We start from the raw sequence: 20,042 nt of genomic DNA, 5'->3' as shown, positions 1-20,042 counted from the left end.
CCCCGCGGCACCCGCACTGCACCCCGCCGCATGCACCCGCACGCACTCAACGAGGAGGCACGGCCGTGACCGATGCCGATCAGGTCCGCAGCGACGCCGTAGAGGCGGCGCTCGGCAAACTCGACCTCGACACCAAGGCCCGGCTGCTGGCCGGCCAGGACATGTGGTCCCTGCCCGCCGTCCCCGGGATCGGGCTCGAGTCGCTCGTCATGTCCGACGGCCCCATCGGGGTCCGCGGCGTGCGCTGGACCGCCGACGACCCCTCGATCGCCCTGCCCTCCCCGACCGCGCTCGCCGCGGCCTGGGACCCCGCGCTCGCCCGCCGCGCCGGCCGCCTCCTCGCCCAGGAGGCCCGCCGCAAGGGCGTCCACGTGCTCCTCGCCCCCACCGTCAACCTGCACCGCTCCCCGCTCGGCGGCCGGCACTTCGAGTGCTACTCCGAGGACCCGTACCTCACCGGCGCCATCGGCACCGGCTACGTGAACGGCGTCCAGGACGGCGGCGTCGGCACCACCGTCAAGCACTTCGTCGGCAACGACGCCGAGACCGAGCGGTTCACCGTCGACAGCGTCATCGCCCCGCGCCCGCTGCGCGAGCTGTACCTGGCCCCCTTCGAGGCCATCGCCCGCAACGCCCACCCCTGGGGCATCATGACGGCGTACAACCAGGTCAACGGCACGACGATGAGCGAGCACCGCTACCTCGTGAACGAAGTCCTGCGCGGCGAATGGGGCTTCGACGGGTACAACGTCTCCGACTGGATGGCCGCCCGCTCCACCACCGGCGCCGTCCTCGGCGGCCTCGACGTCGCCATGCCCGGACCGCAGACCGTCTACGGGGCCGCCCTCGCCGAGGCCGTCCGGGCCGGCGAGGTCCCCGAGTCCGCCGTGGACGAGGCCGTGCGCAACGTACTGCGCCTCGCCGCCCGCGTCGGGATCCTGGAGGGCGCCCCCGCCGCCGTAACCGAACCCCCGGCACCGATCGACGGCCAGGCGCTCGCCCGGGAGATCGCCGCCCGCGGCTTCGTCCTCGTCCGCAACGAGACCGTGTCCGGCGGGAAGCGCGCCCTGCCGCTGGACGCCGCCCCCGGCCGCACCGTCGCCCTGATCGGGGCCGCCGCCCGCGACGCCCGCGTCCTCGGCGGCGGCTCGGCCACCGTGTTCCCCGAGCGGATCGTCTCCCCGTTGGACGGCCTGGCCGCCGCCCTCCCGGACGGGGCCCTGACCTTCACCGTCGGAGCCGACCCCAGCGAGGAAGCCGGCCCCGCCGACAAGGGCTTCGAGCTCCGCGCGATCTGCCGTGACGCCTCCGGCGCCGTCCTCGGCGAAGGCAGTCTGCCGACCGGCCAGGTCCAGTGGATCGGCGACGACCTGCCCGCGGGCGTGTCGTACGAGACCATGGCGAGCATCGAGGTCACCGGTACGTTCGTGCCGCGCGAGAGCGGCGAGCACACCTTCGGCACCCGCGGGCTCGGAGCCTTCGCCCTCGCCGTCGCCGGCGAGACCCGCTGGGAGGGCGTCCAGGCGATGGGCAACGAGGCCGACCCCTTCGAGGCCTTCTTCGGCGCCCCCAGCGAACGCGCCCGCGTCACGCTCGCCGAGGGCGAGGCCGTCGAGGTCTCGCTGACCTTCCAGGTCCCCGACACGAGCACCCTGCCGCTCAAGGCGATCATGTTCTCGCTGCTCCACCTCGGCCCGCAGCGCGACGCCGACGAGCTGATCGCCGAGGCCGTGGCCGCCGCCCGAGCCGCCGACACCGCCGTCGTGGTCGTCGCCACCACCGAGCGCGTGGAGTCCGAGGGCTTCGACCGGCGCGACCTCGCCCTGCCGGGCCGTCAGGACGACCTCGTGCGCGCCGTCGCCGCCGCCAATCCGAACACCGTGGTCGTCGTCAACGCCGGCTCCCCGGTGGAACTGCCGTGGCGGGACGAGGTGGCCGCCGTACTCCTGACCTGGTTCCCCGGGCAGGAGGGCGGGGCCGCGCTGGCCGACGTACTCCTCGGGCACGCGGAGCCGGGCGGGCGGCTGCCCACCACCTGGCCCGCGCGGTTCGCCGACGCGCCGGTCACCGAGGTGATCCCGGCCGAAGGGCGCCTGGAGTACACCGAGGGCCTCTTCATCGGCTACCGCGCGTACGAGCAGCAGGACATCACCCCCGCCTTCCCGTTCGGGCACGGCCTCGGCTACACCGACTGGGCGTACGAGTCCCTCGAGGTCACCGGCACCACGGCCCGGGTCCGCGTCACCAACACCGGCACCCGGCCCGGCCGCGAGGTCGTCCAGCTCTACCTCGCCCCCGTCGCCACGGCGTCCGGCAGCGCGCAGAACGCGGCCGTGGAGCGCCCGGCGAGCTGGCTGGCCGCCTTCGCGGGCGTCGAGGCGGGCCCGGGGGAGAGCGTCGAGGCCGAGATCGCCCTGCCCGCCCGGGCCTTCGAGATCTGGGACGAGGAGGCCCGTGGCTGGCAGCGGATCGGCGGCGCGTACGAGGTCCGCGCAAGCCACGCCCACGGTGACACGCGGCTGACAGCGGTCCTGGACCTCTAGAACTCCAGGGCTGGCCGGAAAACACCCATGAACCGGACCGGGGGCGGGCCCTGACACCCGCCCCCGGTCCCCTGCCGTCCCTGTCGGTCCGTCAGCGCGGCGGCTCGGCCGCCGTCACCTGGCGGTGCGCCAGTTCCGCGAGCCGGGCCTGCCCGTCCTTGCCCGGGTGGAACCAGTCCCAGCGGCTCAACTGGTCGGCTGCGAAGGGGTACTGGAACACCGCGCCGCCGTCGTAGCGGCACAGCGCGTCCTTCTTGCAGACCTCGCGGAGCACCTCGTTGTACTCGACCACCCGCGCCCGCACCTGCTCGCGCCGGGCCGTCGCCCCGGACGCCGCCGACAGCGGATCCGCCAGCATCGACTGACAGATCCCCAGCTTCCAGATCTGCCGCACCATCGGGCTGTCCTTGCCCTGCTCCCACAAACGCTGCAGGTCCGGCACGCTGGAGACGTACACCTGGGAGGTGGGGGAGGCGGCCCGCAGACCGGTGAGGGCCTTCTCGAACGCGGCGCGGAACTCCGCCACCGGCGTCATCGACGAAGCCGACGGGCGGCAGGCGTCGTTCGAGCCCACCATCACCGTGACCAGGTCGGGCTTGTGCTCCGCGGCCGAGGCCAGCTGACCCGCCAGGTCCGCCATCCGCGAGCCCGTCACCGCGTAGTTCCAGCTGCGCGCGGGCACCTCGCCCTCACCGAGCAGCCGGGTGGCGAGGGAGTGGACGGCGGGGTCGTTGCCCGTGGCCCAGGAGACCTCCGGGCAGTCGGCCAGCACCGAACAGGCGTCGAAACCCCGTGTGATGGAATCGCCGACGGCCGCGATCGATGCGGGCGCGGTGTTCCAGCGCGGCCCGGCCTGCGCTCCCCGTTCACCCTCCGTGGCCGACCCGCCCGACTGACACCCGGTCAGCGCCCCGGCCAGGAGGACCGTCGCCGCGCCCGCGCCCGCGAGAGTCCGGCGCGCGCGGCGGCGCAGGGCGGTGGTGCACATCGGGTGGTCCCCTCCTCGTCGCCCCGCGTCCTCCGGGGGCGTCCTGCTGAGTGAATGCTCTGGGTTTGGCGGCCTCGGACCGACCGTACGTCACACCATGACCCCTGGCGCACGGTAGCTTTTTCCCGTGGCGTTTCGGCCGCAGGTCCCGTAGCGCATTGTCAAATAATTTCCGTTACATTACATCACGTCACATACTGTCCGTTTTCTGGAGTTTATTCCCGACCTCGTCCCACACTGGAGGTCCCGGTGACGACACGTGGAGTTCTGTACGTGCATTCCGCACCGCGCGCGCTCTGCCCGCACGTGGAATGGGCTGTTGCGGGCGTGCTCGGGGTGCGGGTGAACCTCGACTGGATCAGGCAGCCCGCCTCCCCCGGCACCTGGAGAGCCGAGTTCTCCTGGCAGGCCGAAGCGGGCACCGCGTCGAAGCTCGCCTCCGCGCTGCGCGGGTGGCACCTGCTGCGCTTCGAGGTGACCGCGGAACCCTGCCCGACCGCCGAGGGCGAGCGCTACAGCTCCACCCCGGAGCTCGGCATCTTCCACGCCGTCACCGGCATGCACGGCGACATCCTGGTCCCCGAGGACCGGCTGCGCGCCGCCCTCGCCCGGTCGGCGCGCGGCGAGACCGACCTGGAGGCGGAGATCGCCAAACTGCTCGGCAAGCCCTGGGACGACGAGCTGGAGCCCTTCCGCTACGCGGGCGAGGGCGCCCCGGTCCGCTGGCTCCACCAGGTGGTCTAGCCGCCGGGTACGACGAAGGCCCACCCGGGATCCCGGGTGGGCCTTCGTCATGGCGCTGCGGCGGTTGCGGTGTTCGAAACGACGAACACCGCAACCATCAATTGAGGAAGCCCCGCGGCGAGCAACCACGTCCGCGAGAGCGGCGCCGGTTCAGGCGCACTAAACAGTACGGAACGCGAGCGTCACGTTGTGGCCGCCGAAGCCGAACGAGTTGTTGATCGCGGAGATCGGTCCGTCGGCCGGCAGCTTGCGCGGCTCGCCGACGACGATGTCCGCGTCGATGCCCTCGTCGAGCTCGTCGACGTTGATGGTCGCCGGGGCGATCCGGTGGTACAGCGCGAGCACGGTCGCGACGGTCTCGATACCGCCGGCGCCGCCCAGCAGGTGACCGGTCATCGACTTGGTCGCGGAGATCGCGATGTGGTCGAGGTCGTCGCCCAGGACCTTGCGCAGGGCCTTCAGCTCGGCCGTGTCACCCTGCGGGGTGGACGTGGCGTGCGCGTTGACGTGGACCAGCTCGGCCGGGTCGAGACCCGTGTTGTCGAGCAGGTTCTGCACCGCGGCCGCGACACCGCGGCCGGTCGGCTCCGGCTGCGCGATGTGGTGGCTGTCCGCGGACAGGCCCTGGCCCAGCACCTCGCAGTAGACCCGGGCGCCGCGCGCGGCGGCGTGCTCGGCGGACTCCAGGACGACGACGCCCGCGCCCTCGCCGAGGACGAAGCCGTCGCGGGCCTTGTCGTACGGGCGGGAGGCCTGCTGGGGGTTCTCGTTGTTCTTGGACATCGCCATCATGTTGGCGAACGCGGCGATCGGCAGCGGGTGGATCGCCGCCTCGGTGCCGCCCGCGACGACCACGTCGGCGCGGCCGGTACGGATCATCTCGACGGCGTAGCCGATGGCCTCGGCGCCCGAGGCGCACGCGCTGACCGGAGTGTGCACGCCCGCCTGGGCGTTGACCTCCAGGCCGACGTTGGCCGACGGGCCGTTCGGCATGAGCATGGGGACGGTGTGCGGGGAGACCCGGCGCACACCCTTTTCCTTCAGTACGTCGTACTGGTCGAGCAGGGTGGTGACGCCGCCGATACCGGAGGCGATCACGGTGCCCAGGCGCTCGGGCGCGATGGCCGCGTCCTCGCCCGCCGGGGCGGTGAAGCCGGCATCGGCCCAGGCCTCACGGGCGGCGATGACGGCGAACTGGGCCGAGCGGTCCAGCTTGCGGGCCAGCGGGCGCGGCAGGACCTCACTCGGGTCCACGGCGACCGGGGCGGCGATACGGACCGGGAGTTCGGCGAAGCGCTCGCCCTCGAGGGGCTTGACGCCGGAACGACCGGCGAGCAGACCTTCCCAGGTCGAAGCGCTGTCGCCACCCAGCGGAGTGGTTGCGCCGATACCGGTGACGACCACGGTGCGATTGGTCGGGCTCACAGGAATTCTTTCTCCACGTCTCAGGGGGTGCTGAATTGTCACGGCGCCACCGCAGGGTGGCGACAAACGCTCGTCAGGCTCAGGCCTGGTGCTTCAGGATGTAGTCCGCGGCGTCGCCGACCGTCTTGAGGTTCTTGACGTCCTCGTCCGGGATCTTGACGTCGAAGCGCTCTTCGGCGGCGACGACGACCTCGACCATGGAGAGCGAGTCGACGTCCAGGTCGTCGGTGAACGACTTCTCGGACGCGACGTCCTCGACGGGGATGCCGGCGATCTCGTTGACGATCTCCGCGAGACCCTCGATGATCTCTTCCTGCGTGGCGGCCATGTGGCGCTCCTTCTATAGCTAACTGGGGTGAAGCAGGGTCGGGATGTGGATCCCGGGCCCTAGGGGAGGGTAACGACCGTCGCGGCGTAGACGAGTCCCGCCCCGAAGCCGATGACGAGCGCGGTGTCGCCGCTCTTCGCCGCTCCGGTCGCCAGGAGCCGCTCCATAGCGAGCGGGATCGAGGCGGCCGACGTATTGCCGGTGGTCTCCACGTCACGGGCGACCGTGACGTGTTCCGGCAGCTTCAGAGTCTTCACCATCGAGTCGATGATCCGCATGTTTGCCTGGTGCGGGATGAAGACGTCCAGGTCCTCCGCGGTGATCCCGGCCGCGTCGAGCGCCTGCTGGGCCACCTTGGCCATCTCGAAGACGGCCCAGCGGAAGACCGCCTGACCCTCCTGCGTGATGGCCGGGAACTTCTCGCCGCCGTCCTTGCCGAGGTACTCGTCCCACGGCACGGTCTGCTTGATCGTCTCGGACTTGTCGCCCTCGGAACCCCACACCGTGGGGCCTATGGCCGGCTCGTCCGAGGGGCCGACGATCACGGCGCCGGCGCCGTCCCCGAACAGGAAGGCCGTCGCGCGGTCCTCCAGGTCGGTCAGGTCCGACAGCCGTTCCACGCCGATGACGAGGACGTACTGGGCGGAACCTTCCACCACGAGGCCCTTGGCGAGCGTCAGCCCGTATCCGAAGCCGGCGCATCCCGCGGAGATGTCGAACGCGGCGGGCTTGACCGCTCCGACCCGGTGCGCGATCTCGGTCGCGACGGCCGGGGTCTGCTTGAAGTGCGAGACCGTCGAGACGATCACCGCACCGATCTGCTCCGGCGAGATGCCCGCATCGGCCAGCGCCTTGCCGGAGGCCTCCACGGACATCGCGGCGACGGTCTCCTGGGGCGAGGCCCAGTGCCGGGTCGCGATGCCGGAGCGGGAGCGGATCCACTCGTCCGACGAGTCGATCGTCTCGAGGATGACCTCGTTGGAGACCACGCGGGTCGGGCGGTAGCCGCCGACGCCGAGGATACGGGCGTACGGGGAGCCCTTGGCAGGCTTGATCTTCGACATGCTGAGTGGGCTCCTTCTCTCAGGCCGCGTGCTCGGCGATGAGTGCCGCGGCCTTTTCGAGATCGTCCGGCGTCTTCAGGGCCACGTTCGGCACGCCCTTGAGCGCACGCTTGGCCAGACCCGTCAGAGTGCCACCCGGGCTGAGCTCGATGATCCCGGTGACGCCCAGCTCGCGGAACCTCTCCATGCACAGGTCCCAGCGGACCGGGTTCGCGACCTGGCCGACCAGGCGGGCGACGACGTCGGCGCCCGCGGTGACGACGTGGCCGTCCTTGTTCGAGACGTACGTCAGCTCCGGGTCGGCCGGGGTGAGGGCCTGCGCGGCCTTCTCCAGCGTGGCGACCGCAGGAGCCATGTGGTGCGTGTGGAAGGCGCCCGCGACCTTGAGGGCGACGACCTTCATGGAGCCCTCGGGCTTCTCGGCCACCAGGGCCGCGATCTGCTCCATCGTGCCCGCGGCCGCGATCTGGCCGGCACCGTTGATGTTCGCCGGGGTCAGCCCCAGCTTCTCCAGGTGCGCGACGACCACGTCCTGGTCGCCGCCGAGCACCGCGGCCATGCCCGTCTCGGTGACGGCGGCGGCCTCGGCCATGGCCAGGCCACGGGTCCGTACGAACGACAGCGCGTCCGCGTCGGACAGCACGCCGGCGTACGCGGCGGCGGTGATCTCGCCGACGCTGTGGCCCGCGACGGCACCGAAAGCCGTACGGCTGTGCTCAAGGGAAGGGGCGAGCGCGGAAGCGGACAGCAGACCGGCGGCCACCAGCAGGGGCTGGGCCACCGCCGTGTCGCGGATCTCGTCCGCGTCGGCCTTCGTGCCGTAGTGGGCAAGGTCGAGCCCGATGGCGTCGGACCACTCGGCGACGCGGTCAGCGGCGCCGGGCAGGTCGAGCCAGGGAGTCAGGAAGCCGGGCGTCTGTGCGCCTTGGCCGGGAGCGACGAGTACGAGCACCCTCACACTCTCTCTTGTGGATGGTCCCGCCCGCCCGTGGGGACAGGGACGAAGAACCGTCGGGGTAATTGTTGATGTCCGACAAAAGTCTAGGACTGCTGATCGCCGTCGGCCAGACGCCCGAGGATCAAGGCGATCCGCAGCGTGAACGCGGAGCGGACATCGGACGGCGACCAGCCGGTGACGTCGGTCACACGTCGGAGCCGGTAGCGCACCGTGTTCGGGTGCACGAACAACATCCGCGCCGCCCCTTCCAGACTGCTCGCCTGCTCCAGATACACGCTCAGCGTCTCCAGCAGCGCCGACCCCGCCTCTTCCAGCGGTCTGTAGATCTCCTCCACCAACTGCTCACGGGCGGAGGGATCCGAGGCGATCGCTCGCTCGGGCAGGAGATCGTCCGCGAGCACCGGCCGCGGGGCGTCCTGCCAGGCCGTGCACGCCTTCAGCCCGGCCGCCGCGGCCTGCGCGGACTTGGTGGCGTTCAGCAGGTCCGGAACCACCGGACCGGCCACCACCGGACCCGCCGCGAACGGCCCGATCAGCGACTTCGCCACCTGGATCGGGTTGTCGCTGCCGCCCGCGATCACGACCAGGCGGTCACCGAGCACACCGGTGAGGACCTGCAGCTTGTGGTGCCGGGCCGCGCGCCGGATCGCCTCGACCGTCAGCTCGCTGTCGCCCTCCGGCGCGGTGCCCAGCACCACGCACACGTGCTCCGGCGAGTTCCAGCCCAGCGCCGCGGCCCGCGACAGCGCACCCTCGTCGGCCTCGCCGGACAGCACCGCGTTCACGACGAGGGACTCCAGGCGGGCGTCCCACGCCCCCCGCGCCTCGGCGGCCTGCGCGTACACCTGGGCCGTCGCGAACGCGATCTCCCGGGCGTACACCAGCAGCGCCTCGCGCAGGATCGACTCGTCGCCCGGGGCCGCGACCTCCTCGATCGCGGCCTCCATGACCTCGATCGTCGTACGGACCATCTCCACGGTCTGGCGCAGCGTGATCGCCCGGGTCAGCTCGCGCGGAGCCGTCCCGAAGACGTCCGTCGAGATCGCCTGCGGGGTCTCCGGGTGCCGGAACCACTCCGTGAACGCGGCGATGCCGGCCTGGGCGACCAGGCCGATCCAGGACCGGTTCTCCGGGGGCATCGCCCGGTACCACGGCAGGGTCTCGTCCATGCGGGCGATCGCGTTGGCGGCGAGCCGGCCGGAGGACTTCTCCAGTCGGCGCAGCGTCGCGGCGTGCGGATGGGCGGGAGCGGGATGCGCGGGGGAATGCTCACGTTCGGCTTGGGGCACGGGACAAGACTGCCTTATCGGGACGGCGGCGCGGAGTCCGGTCCCACGGCGGCGTTCCGCCGGGGGGCTACGGTGACCCCCATGATTGACGTACGCCGCGGGGCCGACCGGTACGGGGGCGGGGATCCGGACAGCGGGATCACCACCTTGCACGCCTTCTCCTTCGGCCGGTTCTACGACCCGGACAACGTGCGCTTCGGCCCGGTCCTCGCCTGCAACGAGGAGACCCTCGCCCCGGGCGCCGGCTTCGACGAGCACCCGCACAGCCACACCGAGATCGTGACCTGGGTCGTCCAGGGCGAGCTCACGCACAAGGGCAGCACCGGCGAAAGCACCCTGGTGCGGCCCGGCGACGTGCAGCACCTCGCTGCCGGATCCGGCGCCCGGCACATCGAGCGCAACGACGGCGCGGTGCCGCTGCGCTTCGTGCAGATGTGGCTCGCGCCCCTCGCCTCCGCAGGGGAGCCCTCGTACACGCTCGTGCGCGGGATCTGCGACGACGCCCCGTACGAGGTCCCCGCGGCCGGCGCCGTCCTGCACGTGCGCAGGCCCGGCGCGGGAGAGCGGGTCGCCGTACCGGCGGCGGAGCGGGTCTACCTGCACGTGGTCCGCGGGGACCTGCGTCTGGACGGGGAAGAGCTCGGGCCCGGGGACGCGGCGCGGATCACCGGCGAGCCGGGCCTGGAGATCGTCGCCGGATCCCCGGGGGAGCTGCTGATCTGGGAGCTGCCGTAGGGAGTGCCGGGTCAGCGGCCGGCGAGCTCGGCGAGGACCGCGTCGGTGAACGGAGGCCAGGCCTCCACGGCCCACGGGCCGAAGGCGCGGTCGGCCAGCGCCACACACGCGGCGCGCGCGTCCGGGTCCACCCACAGGAAGGTGCCGGCCTGCCCGAAGTGGCCGAACGTACGCGGCGAGGACGAGGCGCCCGTCCAGTGCGGGGCCTTGCCGTCGCGGATCTCCAGGCCGAGCCCCCAGTCGTTGGGGGACTGGATCCCGTACCCCGGGAGCACGCCCTTGAGGCCCGGGTGGACGACGGAAGTGGCCTCCGCGACCGTACGGACGTCGAGCAGCCGGGGCGCCTGGAGTTCCGCGGCGAACCGGACCAGGTCGGAGACGGTCGAGACGCCGTCCTTGGCGGGCGAGCCCTCCAGCGTGGTCGACGCCATGCCGAGGGGCTCGAACACCGCCTGGTGCACGTACTCCGCGAAGGGGATGCCGGTGGCCTTGGTGATGTGGTCGCCGAGCACCTCGAAACCGGCGTTCGAGTACAGCCGGCGCGTGCCGGGCGCCGCCATCGCGCGGTGCTCGTCGAAGGCCAGCCCGCTGGTGTGCGCGAGCAGGTGACGGACCGTCGAACCCTCGGGCCCGGCCGGCTCGTCCAGCTCGATCGCCCCTTCCTCGTACGCGACGAGTGCGGCGTACGCGGCGAGCGGCTTGGTCACCGAGGCCAGCGCGAAGCGGTGGCCGACGGGTCCGTGGGAGCCGGCCAGGCTCCCGTCGGCGCGTACGACGGCCGCCGCGGCGGTCGGAACCGGCCAGTTCTCGATGATCCGCAGGCTCTGCAGGGTTTCCACGCTCTCCATGCGGCCGAGCCTACTTGCTTGGAGTGCACTCCAAGGTTTTAGCGTGGTCGCCATGAGCCTGACGCAGACGCGGTACACGATCAGCGAGGTCGAGGCCCGGACCGGTCTGACCCAGCACACCCTGCGCTGGTACGAGCGGATCGGCCTGATGCCGCACGTGGACCGCTCCCACTCGGGACAGCGCCGGTTCACCGACAAGGACCTCCACTGGCTGGCCTTCGTGGGCAAGCTGCGCGCCACCGGGATGTCGGTGGCCGACATGGTCCGCTACGCGGAACTCGTGCGCGAGGGCGAGCACACCGTCGACCAGCGGCGCGAACTGCTGGAGCAGACGCGGCGCGAGGTGCGCACGCGCATCACGGAGCTGACCGACGCGCTCGCCGTACTGGACTTCAAGATCGGCATGTATGCCACGGTCACGACCGCGGGGAAGGCGAAAGAGCAATGACGCAGAACACCACCATCGAGCAGGTCGAACTCGGCAAGGGCGGCCCGCGGGTCGGTGTCCAGGGCCTCGGCTGCATGGGCATGAGCGAGTTCTACGGGGACACCGACGAGGCAGTGGCCCGCGAGACCCTGGACGCGGCCCTGGCCGCCGGGATCACCCTCTTCGACACCGCGGACGTCTACGGGCGCGGCCGCAACGAGGAGTTCCTCGCGCCGTTCGTGGCGGCGAACCGGGACGGGATCACCCTCGCCACCAAGTTCGCCATCGAGCGCACCGACGACCCGCAGTACCGCGGCATCCGCAACGACCGCGCGTACATCCGCCGGGCCGTGGAGGACAGCCTGCGGCGGTTGGGGACCGAGGTGATCGACCTCTACTACATGCACCGGCGCGACCCGGCCGTGCCGTTCGCCGAATCGGTGGGCGCGATGGCCGAGCTGGTGCAGGAGGGGAAGGTGCGCCACCTGGGGCTCAGCGAGGTCACCGGCGCCGAGCTGCGCGAGGCGTACGCGGTGCACCCGATCGCGGCGCTCCAGTCGGAGTGGTCGCTGTTCAGCCGGGACGTGGAGCGCAGCGCGGTGGGCGCGGCGGCGGAGCTGGGCGTGGCCTTCGTGCCGTACTCCCCGCTCGGGCGCGGCTTCCTGACCGGCGCGTTCGCGGACGCGGCGGAGCTGTCGGCGGGCGACTTCCGTGCCTCCCAGCCCCGCTTCACCGGCGAGAATGCCAAGGCCAATGCGGCGCTGCTGGTGCCGGTACGGCAGATCGCCCAGGCGCACGGGGCGACCCCGGCGCAGATCGCACTGGCCTGGGTGCAGCAGCAGGCGCAGGTGCACGGGCTGACGGTGGTCCCGATCCCCGGCACCCGCAAGCCGGGCCGCCTCGCGGAGAACGCCGCGGCGACCCGGATCACCCTGACGCCGGCGGAGCTGGCCCTGCTGGAGCCGATCGCCGCCCAGGTCGCGGGCGACCGCTACCCGGACATGAGCTCGACGTCGGCGGCACGCGAGAACTAGGCCCGCCGAGAACCAGGCCCGCGAGAACCAGGCCCGCCGAGAACCGGGCCCGCGAGAACCAGGTGGCGGCCATCGCGCCGGGGCCCCCGGCGCGATGGCAGGCGGAGGTCAGGCGTCGGCGACGAAGCGGTCGCGCAGGGCCGCGTACTCCGCGTCCGTCAGCAGGCCCGCGCTGTACAGCTCGCTCAGGTGGTGCAGGCGTTCGTCCGTGCGGGCCGCCGGGACCGAGGCCACCGGGGTGCGGCCGCGCAGGGCGGCGAGGACGGCCGCCGCGAACGGCAGCGACTCGTGCACCGCCCCGTACCCGACGCCGAACACCGCGGCCGCCAGGTCGTGGTCGGGCCGCGGGTCGCCGGTGGTGTCACGCCGGAGCAGCCGCAGGTGGCCGCCCGGCCCCTCCGGCGAGCTCCACTCGACGCCGGTCAGCGCGGACAGCGGGTAACGCTGGTCGCCCGCCTTCCACTTGGTGCTCGTGGCGCCCGTGCGCGACCAGTGGAAGGTGACGGCCGAGCCGTCGAAGCCCAGCCGCGCGTCGTACGCCTTCAGCTGCAGCGGCGGCTGCGCCACCTGGACAAGGAAACGTTCCGCCGGATCGGCCGCATCCGGGCCCAGCCGGGCCCGTACGGCGTCCGCGAACTCGGCCGCCTGCGCGGCCCGGTCCCCGGGCAGCACCAGCCGGTACGGATCGCAGGCTGCCCGCAACTGCCCGGCGGCGGCCTCCATCAGCGGATCCGCGCCCGTCCGCGGCACGGCATGCAGGACCACCGCGTCCCGTTTCCCCCCGGACCCGGTCGCGTTCACGCTCACCCCCGACAACGCCTCGAAGGGGATCCGCCGCGCCCCGAGGGCGTGCAGGAGTCTCGGAGTCCTCGGCGTTCGTATCCCCCGTGCGAAGCGGATGAGCACCGAGTCCGAGTCGAACTCCCAGACGGCATGGTTTCCGGCCAGTACATCACCCATGCGGCACATCGTAAGGGGACGTACCCCTGTGCGTCCCCCTCGATGCAGAGCCCGTTTTCCGAGGCTCTACACGTGTCAGTCCCCGTCTGTCCCGGAAATTCCACGGCGGCACGCATCGTCGCCGGTCGCGCACACAACGGAACCGAACGCACCGGTTCCGATTTTGGCGAAGTTGTCCAGGGATCCCGTACCTGGCTCGAAATAGCCGGTGTGGAGCTTCGCCCCGGCCGAGGACAGCAGCCGCGACCCGAAGTCCGGCGACACCGGGTCCGCCCCGTGGCCGACCCCGCCGACCTCCAGGTGCGGTACGTCCGCGATCCAGTCGCCGGCGTCCCGCGTCGCCCACACCCGCGCCGACGTGTGCAGCTCGGCCACCGACCCCGCGCGCATCCCGGGACTGCCCGCCACCACCACGTCCGTCACCCGCTCCGGCAGTGCGTGCGCGGCGACCCCGCACACCACCGAGCCGTAGCTGTGGCAGAACAGCGCCACGCTCGCGTCGCCGGGCAGCGCAGCGGCCAGGGACCCCAGCCGTACGGCCCCGTCCACCGCCATCCGGCCGGTCGCCGCATCCATGCCGACCCCGGTGGGCGCGGTGTAGCCGGCCCAGGCGATGACCGCGGTCCGGCTGTCGGGAGCCGTCCTGCGCTGGGCCTCGTACAGCGACTGCGCCATGCCGACGGGTGCGATGAGGCGGCGCTGCGTGCGCTCGAAGGTGAGCACGTCGGTGTCGACTCCGGGGACGACCACCGAGATCCGGCCGGCCCGGTCGAGGTCGCCGAACACCTCGGCGACGCGGCCGCCGCCGGTGGGGTCGAAGGCGAGGATCTGCCGGCCCGGCTGGGCCAGGGATTCGAAGCGGTGGGACCGCCGGCCGGCCGTGGTGCGGTCGGCCGGGGTCAGGCTGACGTCCCGGCTGCGGGCCTCCTCCACGCGCTCGGCCTGCTCCAGGGCGCGCAGGTTGGCCCGGTAGCGCAGCTCGGCCGGAGCCCCGTCGAGGTTCCCGACGACCAGGGGGTACCCCTCGGCGAGCCGGGCCCGCTGGGATCCGTCGAGCTCGGCGAAGAACCGGGCCACGGTCCGTACGGGGGCGTCGGCGGGCGGCACCGGCCGGCCGTCGATCCGGGCCGTGGACCAGGACGCGAGGGCGGCGGCGCGCAGGGAGGTCCCCGCGTCGGGCCGGTGCACGGCGGTCCAGCCGGTGGTCGCCAGCATGAGGAAGACCACCGCGAGCGCGAGCAGGGTGCGCAGGGCGGCGGGGCGCGGGTCGGCGCCGACGGCGGTGGAGTGGGCGAGGCCGGGCAGGTTCACTGGGACCAGCGTAGGAGACCGGATCCGGGCACGGCGGCCAGGGTGACCGGGTTCACGGCCGACCGTGGGACCCCGTACGGGGGTTCAGCGCCAGTCCGCGGCCAGCGCCGGGCCGATCTGGTCAAGGCAGGCCTCGGTCATACGCCGGATCGAGGCCACGCTGGCGTCCTCTCCCTGCCCCCACAGACGCCCGGTGACCCTCATCACTCCGTAGAACGCGGCGACCGCCAGCCGGGGCCGCGGGTCGGTGTCGACGTCCAGTCCCTCACGCTCTGCGATCAGCCGGGCGATCCGCTCCTCCAGCCCGGTGGAGCGGCGCAGGTGGACGGCGAGCAGCGCCGGGGTCGACTCGATGAGCCGGTACGTGCGCATGTAGAGGTCGACCGGGACCACATCGCAGAGCGCCTCCTCGAGGGTGTCCCAGGCACCGAGCACGGCGCCCCGCAGCGCCTCGAGCGGGCCCTCGGCGGGCGGCCGGGAGCGCAGCGCGGCGACGAAGTGCGACTCGACCAGGTCCTGGACGGCGAAGGCGGCCTCCTCCTTGTTGGCGAAGTACCGGAAGAAGGTCCGCTGGGAGACGTCCACCGCGTCGGTGATCTCGTCGACGGTGGTGCGCTCGTACCCCTGCGCGACGAAGAGGAGGAGGGCGGCGCGCAGCAGCGCGTCCCGGGTGCGCCGCTTCTTGCGTTCGCGCAGCCCGGGCGCCGCCACCGGCCGCTCGTCGGTCATCACCGGGGGTGTCCTTCCCGCATGCTCCGCATGCCGAATCCGACGCCGAGTGAGCGGTCAGGTTACCCGCGGCGGACCCGGCGGCCACCGTCCCGTTAACCCGTTGGTGAGGGCAGCGGCAGCCGGGGCCGCCACGGCCGGCAACCCGATCGGGGACAACCGGCAGCCGGCGCAGCCGCCCCCGCCACCGCAGCGCACCGCGCAGGCGTCAACCGCGTCCGTACGAGAGCCCCGCCGGCCGGTTCCGGCGGGGCCGTCGCCTATCAGGGTGGACCCGCCCGCAGCCCCTTCCGCCCGGCCGTCCTCGCAGGTCAGCGTGGGGTCCGAGGCACTCCGGAACCGGTCCGGGGAGCCCCGGTCCACAAGGAGTTGACCTGTCATGCGTACGAGTTCACCCGCACGGTCCACCACCGTCCTCGCCGCGGCCGTCCTGGCCCTCGCCGCGTTCGTCCCGAGCACGGCGAGCAGCGCACACGCCGCCGGCCCGCCGCCGGGCAAGGCCCCCGCCTGCGCCACCGGGCAGCTGTGCCTGTGGGCGAAGCCGGAGTTCAAGGGCACCCGCCACGCCCACGAGCTGAGCACCCTGGACATCAACAGCTGTACCGCACTGCCCGCCGGGACCAGCGCCCAGTCGCTGGTCAACCGCACCGGGCGGCCGGTGACCACCTACCAGTCGGCCGAGTGCGCCGAGACCGGCGAGTTCCAGACCTACCCGGGCGACGGGGTCTGGCTGCCCGAATCGCCCTACCTGGTCAGGGCCTTCAAGGTGTGGGAGCGCTAGGCCGTCCGGCGGCGCCCGCCGCCGGAGCGGCTTCGGGCACCTGGGCCGGTACGTCGGCCCCGGTGCCCGGGGCGGCCGCCCCGCCGATGCGCCCGATCTCGGCACGCAGCGCCCGTACCTCCGCGGCCAGTTCGGCGATCGCGGCGGTCTGCGCCCGCTCCACCCGGTCGTCGCGCTCGAAGCGGGAGATGAACCAGGCCGCGATGTTGGCGGTGACCACACCGAGCAGCGCGATCCCCGACAGCATCAGCCCCACCGCGAGCACCCGGCCGAGCCCGGTGGTGGGGGAGTGGTCCCCGTACCCGACGGTCGTCATGGTGGTGAAGCTCCACCACACGGCATCGCCCAGGTTCTTGATGTTGCCGTCGGGCGCGTCGCGCTCCACGCTCAGCACGGCGAGCGAGCCGAACATCAGCAGCCCGACCACCGCCCCCGCCACGTAGGTGGTCAGCCGGATCTGCGGGGCCATCCGGGCCCGCCGGCCCACCAGCAGCAGCGTGGACACCAGCCGCAGCAGCCGCAGCGGCTGGAGCATCGGCAGCAGCACCGCGCCCAGATCCAGCCAGTGGGTCCGGACGAACGCCTTCTTCGCCGTCGACAGGCCCAGCCGCATCAGGTAGTCGGCGGCGAACGCGCCCCACACCACCCACTCGGTGAGCGTGCACGCCCGGTGCACGACCGCGTCCGCGTCGGGCACGACGATCGGTACGGCGTACGCGACGGTGAAGGCCGCGGCGAGCACGAGCAGCGGGGTCTGGCTCCGCCGCTCCCACCGCAGCTGGCGGGAGGGTTCCTTCATACGGAGCATCGTAAGGAACAGGTAAAGCGAAGCGGGCCAGCGCACTGCTGCGGCGGTCCGCGCAGCGCCGCAGCGGCCGGCGCAACGGCAGCGGGCCGGGGCGCACTCCTGCACGCCCCGGCCCGCCGCCGTCAGCCATCCGCCCCGCGGAGCGCCAAGGCGCTACGCGTCGCCGCCCGCCGCGCCCGGGTCGGCCGCCGAGACGTCCAGCAGCCGGTACCGGTCCACGGCCTGCTTCAGCGCGGAACGGTCGATCTTGCCCTCCTTGGCCAGCTCGGTCAGCACCGCCAGCACCACCGACTGCGCGTCGATGTGGAAGAAGCGCCGGGCCGCACCGCGCGTGTCCGCGAAGCCGAAGCCGTCCGCACCCAGCGAGGTGTACGCGCCGGGCACCCACCGCGAGATCTGGTCCGGGACGGACCGCATCCAGTCCGAGACCGCCACGAACGGCCCCTCCGCACCCGACAGCTTCCGCGTCACGTACGGGACGCGCTGCTCCTCCTCCGGGTGGAGCAGGTTGTGCTCCTCCACCTCGACGGCCTCGCGTCGCAGCTCGTTCCAGGAGGTCGCCGACCAGACGTCCGCCCGGACGTTCCACTCCTCGGCCAGGATCCGCTGCGCCTCCAGCGCCCACGGCACCGCCACGCCCGAGGCCATGATCTGCGCCCCGATGGAGCCCGCCGAGCCCGCGGACACCCGGTGGATGCCCTTGAGGATCCCGTCCACGTCGACACCGGCCGGCTCGGCCGGGTGCTGGATCGGCTCGTTGTAGACGGTCAGGTAGTAGAAGACGTCCTCGGCCTCGGGCCCGTACATGCGGCGCAGGCCGTCCTGGACGATGTGCGCGATCTCGTACCCGTACGCCGGGTCGTACGCCACACAGCCCGGGTTCGTCGACGCCAGCAGCTGGGAGTGACCGTCGGCGTGCTGCAGGCCCTCACCCGTCAGGGTGGTCCGGCCGGCGGTCGCACCCAGGACGAAACCGCGCGCCAACTGGTCGGCCATCTGCCAGAACTGGTCACCCGTGCGCTGGAAGCCGAACATCGAGTAGAAGACGTAGACCGGGATCAGCGGCTCGCCGTGCGTCGCGTACGCCGAACCCGCGGCGATCAGCGAGGCCGTGCAGCCCGCCTCGGAGATGCCGTCGTGCAGCATCTGGCCGGTCGGGGACTCCTTGTACGCGAGCAGCAGGTCGCGGTCGACCGCCTCGTACTGCTGGCCCAGCGGGTTGTAGATCTTGGCGCTCGGGAAGAACGCGTCCATGCCGAACGTGCGGTACTCGTCCGGGGCGATTAGCACGAAGCGCTTGCCGATCTCCTTGTCCCGCATCAGGTCCTTCAGGATGCGCACGAACGCCATGGTCGTGGCGATCGACTGCTGGCCCGAGCCCTTCTTGGCCGCCGCGTACGTCTTCTCGTCCGGCAGCTGCAGCGGCTTCGCGCGCACCACGCGGGTCGGCACGTAGCCGCCCAGCGAGCTGCGGCGGTCGTGCATGTACTGGATCTCCGGCGAATTGCGGCCCGGGTGGTAGTACGGCGGGGCGCCTTCCTCCAGCTGCGCGTCCGTGATCGGGATGTGCAGGCGGTCGCGGAAGCGCTTGAGGTCGTCGACCGTCAGCTTCTTCATCTGGTGCGTCGCGTTGCGGCCCTCGAAGTTCGGGCCGAGCGTCCAGCCCTTGACCGTCTGCGCCAGGATCACCGTCGGCTGGCCCTTGTGCGCCTTGGCCGCCGCGTACGCCGCGTAGATCTTCTTGTGGTCGTGGCCGCCGCGGCCCAGGTGCAGCAGCTGCTGGTCGCTCATGTTCTCGACCATCGCCCGCAGCCGCTGGTCGTCGCCGAAGAAGTGGTCGCGGATGTACGCGCCCGTCTCGGTGGCGTACGTCTGGAACTGGCCGTCCGGCGTCGAGTTCATCTTGTTGACCAGGATGCCGTCGCGGTCCTGCGCCAGCAGCGGGTCCCAGGAGCGGTCCCAGATCAGCTTGATGACGTTCCAGCCGGCACCGCGGAACTGCGATTCCAGCTCTTGGATGATCTTGCCGTTGCCGCGCACCGGGCCGTCGAGCCGCTGCAGGTTGCAGTTCACGACGAAGGTCAGGTTGTCCAGGCCCTCGCGCGCCGCGATCGACAGCTGGCCGAGCGACTCCGGCTCGTCCATCTCGCCGTCGCCGAGATACGCCCAAACGTGTGACTTCGAGGTGTCGGCGATCCCGCGCGCCTCCATGTACCGGTTCATCCGGGCCTGGTAGATCGCGCCGATCGGGCCGAGGCCCATAGAGACGGTCGGGAACTCCCAGAAGTCCGGCATCAGCCGCGGGTGCGGGTAGCTGGACAGGCCGTACGGGGCCTTCGACTTCTCCTGCCGGAACGCGTCGAGCTGCTGCTCGGAGAGCCGGTCCAGGAGGTAGGCGCGCGCGTACACACCGGGCGAGGCGTGGCCCTGGAAGAAGATCTGGTCGCCGCCGTCGCCCTCGTCCTTGCCCCGGAAGAAGTGGTTGAAGCCCACGTCGTAGAGGGAGGCGGAGGAGGCGAAGGTGGCGATGTGGCCGCCGACGCCGATCCCGGGACGCTGGGCGCGCGAGACCATGACGGCCGCGTTCCACCGGGTGGCGTTCAGGACCTTGCGTTCGATCTCCTCGTTGCCGGGGAAGAACGGCTCGTCCTTGGTGGCGATCGTGTTGACGTAGTCCGAGCTGCGCATCTCGGGCACGGCCACGCGCTTCTCGCGGGCCCGCTCGATCAGCCGCAGCATCAGGTAGCGGGCGCGCTCACGGCCCCGCTCGTCGACGGCGGCGTCCAGGGAGTCGAGCCACTCCTGCGTCTCCTCCGGATCGAAGTCCGGGACCTGGCTCGGCAGGCCGCCAATGATGATCGGATTGCGATCGGATGCGGAAGCCACGCTGTTCCTTCGCTGTCAGGGGAGTCGTGCCATGGGGTTTCGCCGCCTCCCATCGTCTTACTCTCGGTCGGAATCGTCACCTGTACCACTGGGTAATCACCGGAGTCCGCGGCGATTGGGGGCGCAGTCGGCGGCCGGTCCGGCCAAACCGCAACCCTACGCCCAAGATGATCAGTGGGTTCGT

18 protein-coding genes are annotated in these 20,042 nt (G+C 72.2%); 6 read left to right on the top strand and 12 right to left on the bottom strand.

The genetic code is table 11. The annotated features are described in order from the left end of the window. The first annotated feature begins 65 nt into the window (after window positions 1-65). Window positions 66-2,543, top strand: coding sequence for a beta-glucosidase (locus ACZ5WG_RS11525; protein ID WP_468722373.1), 2,478 nt, complete (start codon window positions 66-68; stop codon window positions 2,541-2,543). A gap of 91 nt (window positions 2,544-2,634) precedes the next feature. Here the strand turns inward: ACZ5WG_RS11525 and ACZ5WG_RS11520 are convergent, their stop codons facing one another. Further along, entirely contained in the window at window positions 2,635-3,531 is an 897-nt protein-coding gene (locus ACZ5WG_RS11520; protein WP_468722371.1) for an SGNH/GDSL hydrolase family protein, read from the bottom strand. 249 nt (window positions 3,532-3,780) lie between these two features. Here ACZ5WG_RS11520 and ACZ5WG_RS11515 point away from each other — a divergent pair, with 249 nt between their 5' ends. Further along, entirely contained in the window at window positions 3,781-4,275 is a 495-nt protein-coding gene (locus ACZ5WG_RS11515; RefSeq protein ID WP_401448800.1) for a DUF3145 domain-containing protein, read from the top strand. Window positions 4,276-4,434: 159 nt separating this feature from the next. On the opposite strand, the gene fabF is transcribed toward ACZ5WG_RS11515, so the two are convergent. The 5 genes from fabF to ACZ5WG_RS11490 form a co-directional block, all read right to left on the bottom strand. Continuing rightward, on the bottom strand, window positions 4,435-5,700 hold the full coding sequence (gene fabF / locus ACZ5WG_RS11510; protein ID WP_468722369.1) for a beta-ketoacyl-ACP synthase II: 1,266 nt from the start codon (window positions 5,698-5,700) through the stop codon (window positions 4,435-4,437). Between the two features lie 79 nt (window positions 5,701-5,779). Further along, the gene (locus tag ACZ5WG_RS11505) at window positions 5,780-6,028 is read right to left on the bottom strand and encodes an acyl carrier protein (protein WP_385583237.1); all 249 of its coding nucleotides are present in this window, start codon (window positions 6,026-6,028) and stop codon (window positions 5,780-5,782) included. Between the two features lie 59 nt (window positions 6,029-6,087). After that, complete coding sequence (locus ACZ5WG_RS11500) at window positions 6,088-7,092, bottom strand: ketoacyl-ACP synthase III (protein ID WP_363181318.1); 1,005 nt, start codon at window positions 7,090-7,092, stop codon at window positions 6,088-6,090. A 19-nt stretch (window positions 7,093-7,111) separates the two neighbouring features. After that, window positions 7,112-8,044, bottom strand: coding sequence for an ACP S-malonyltransferase (locus ACZ5WG_RS11495; protein WP_468722367.1), 933 nt, complete (start codon window positions 8,042-8,044; stop codon window positions 7,112-7,114). Window positions 8,045-8,133: 89 nt separating this feature from the next. After that, window positions 8,134-9,339 carry a PucR family transcriptional regulator gene (locus ACZ5WG_RS11490; protein ID WP_030291420.1) on the bottom strand — a complete coding sequence of 402 codons (1,206 nt, stop codon included), beginning with the start codon at window positions 9,337-9,339 and terminating at the stop codon, window positions 8,134-8,136. 81 nt (window positions 9,340-9,420) lie between these two features. On the opposite strand from ACZ5WG_RS11490, the gene ACZ5WG_RS11485 reads away from it, so the two are divergent. Beyond that, the gene (locus ACZ5WG_RS11485; protein WP_468722366.1) at window positions 9,421-10,074 is read left to right on the top strand and encodes a pirin family protein; all 654 of its coding nucleotides are present in this window, start codon (window positions 9,421-9,423) and stop codon (window positions 10,072-10,074) included. An 11-nt stretch (window positions 10,075-10,085) separates the two neighbouring features. Here ACZ5WG_RS11485 and ACZ5WG_RS11480 read toward each other — a convergent pair whose 3' ends face one another. After that, window positions 10,086-10,904 carry a serine hydrolase domain-containing protein gene (locus ACZ5WG_RS11480; protein WP_468723034.1) on the bottom strand — a complete coding sequence of 273 codons (819 nt, stop codon included), beginning with the start codon at window positions 10,902-10,904 and terminating at the stop codon, window positions 10,086-10,088. A 70-nt stretch (window positions 10,905-10,974) separates the two neighbouring features. Between ACZ5WG_RS11480 and ACZ5WG_RS11475 the strand changes: the two genes are divergently transcribed. Both ACZ5WG_RS11475 and ACZ5WG_RS11470 read left to right on the top strand, forming a co-directional pair. Then, window positions 10,975-11,370, top strand: a complete 396-nt coding sequence (locus ACZ5WG_RS11475; RefSeq protein ID WP_266667342.1) for a MerR family transcriptional regulator — start codon at window positions 10,975-10,977, stop codon at window positions 11,368-11,370. Beyond that, window positions 11,367-12,383: an aldo/keto reductase gene (locus ACZ5WG_RS11470; RefSeq protein WP_468722364.1), complete on the top strand. Its 1,017-nt coding sequence runs from the start codon at window positions 11,367-11,369 to the stop codon at window positions 12,381-12,383. Before ACZ5WG_RS11475 ends, ACZ5WG_RS11470 begins: the two co-directional genes overlap by 4 nt. Before the next feature lie 108 nt (window positions 12,384-12,491). Here the strand turns inward: ACZ5WG_RS11470 and ACZ5WG_RS11465 are convergent, their stop codons facing one another. The 3 genes from ACZ5WG_RS11465 to ACZ5WG_RS11455 all read right to left on the bottom strand — a co-directional run bounded on the left by ACZ5WG_RS11465 (window position 12,492) and on the right by ACZ5WG_RS11455 (window position 15,383). Next, window positions 12,492-13,352: a DUF4429 domain-containing protein gene (locus ACZ5WG_RS11465; protein ID WP_468722363.1), complete on the bottom strand. Its 861-nt coding sequence runs from the start codon at window positions 13,350-13,352 to the stop codon at window positions 12,492-12,494. 66 nt (window positions 13,353-13,418) lie between these two features. Further along, window positions 13,419-14,570, bottom strand: a complete 1,152-nt coding sequence (locus tag ACZ5WG_RS11460) for an alpha/beta hydrolase (RefSeq protein WP_468723032.1) — start codon at window positions 14,568-14,570, stop codon at window positions 13,419-13,421. A 168-nt stretch (window positions 14,571-14,738) separates the two neighbouring features. Then, a complete protein-coding gene (locus tag ACZ5WG_RS11455; protein ID WP_468722361.1) occupies window positions 14,739-15,383 on the bottom strand; it encodes a TetR/AcrR family transcriptional regulator in 645 nt (214 codons plus the stop codon). A gap of 379 nt (window positions 15,384-15,762) precedes the next feature. On the opposite strand from ACZ5WG_RS11455, the gene ACZ5WG_RS11450 reads away from it, so the two are divergent. Next, on the top strand, window positions 15,763-16,164 hold the full coding sequence (locus ACZ5WG_RS11450; RefSeq protein WP_468722359.1) for a peptidase inhibitor family I36 protein: 402 nt from the start codon (window positions 15,763-15,765) through the stop codon (window positions 16,162-16,164). Here the strand turns inward: ACZ5WG_RS11450 and ACZ5WG_RS11445 are convergent. Both ACZ5WG_RS11445 and aceE read right to left on the bottom strand, forming a co-directional pair. Next, window positions 16,145-16,963: a potassium channel family protein gene (locus ACZ5WG_RS11445; protein WP_468722357.1), complete on the bottom strand. Its 819-nt coding sequence runs from the start codon at window positions 16,961-16,963 to the stop codon at window positions 16,145-16,147. The genes ACZ5WG_RS11450 and ACZ5WG_RS11445 overlap by 20 nt on opposite strands. Before the next feature lie 162 nt (window positions 16,964-17,125). Then, the gene (gene aceE, locus ACZ5WG_RS11440) at window positions 17,126-19,858 is read right to left on the bottom strand and encodes a pyruvate dehydrogenase (acetyl-transferring), homodimeric type (RefSeq protein ID WP_468722355.1); all 2,733 of its coding nucleotides are present in this window, start codon (window positions 19,856-19,858) and stop codon (window positions 17,126-17,128) included. Between the last annotated feature and the right edge of the window lie 184 nt (window positions 19,859-20,042).

The organism is Streptomyces sp. NPDC032745, from assembly GCF_055579465.1.
This window is presented reverse-complemented; position numbering and strand designations above follow the sequence as displayed.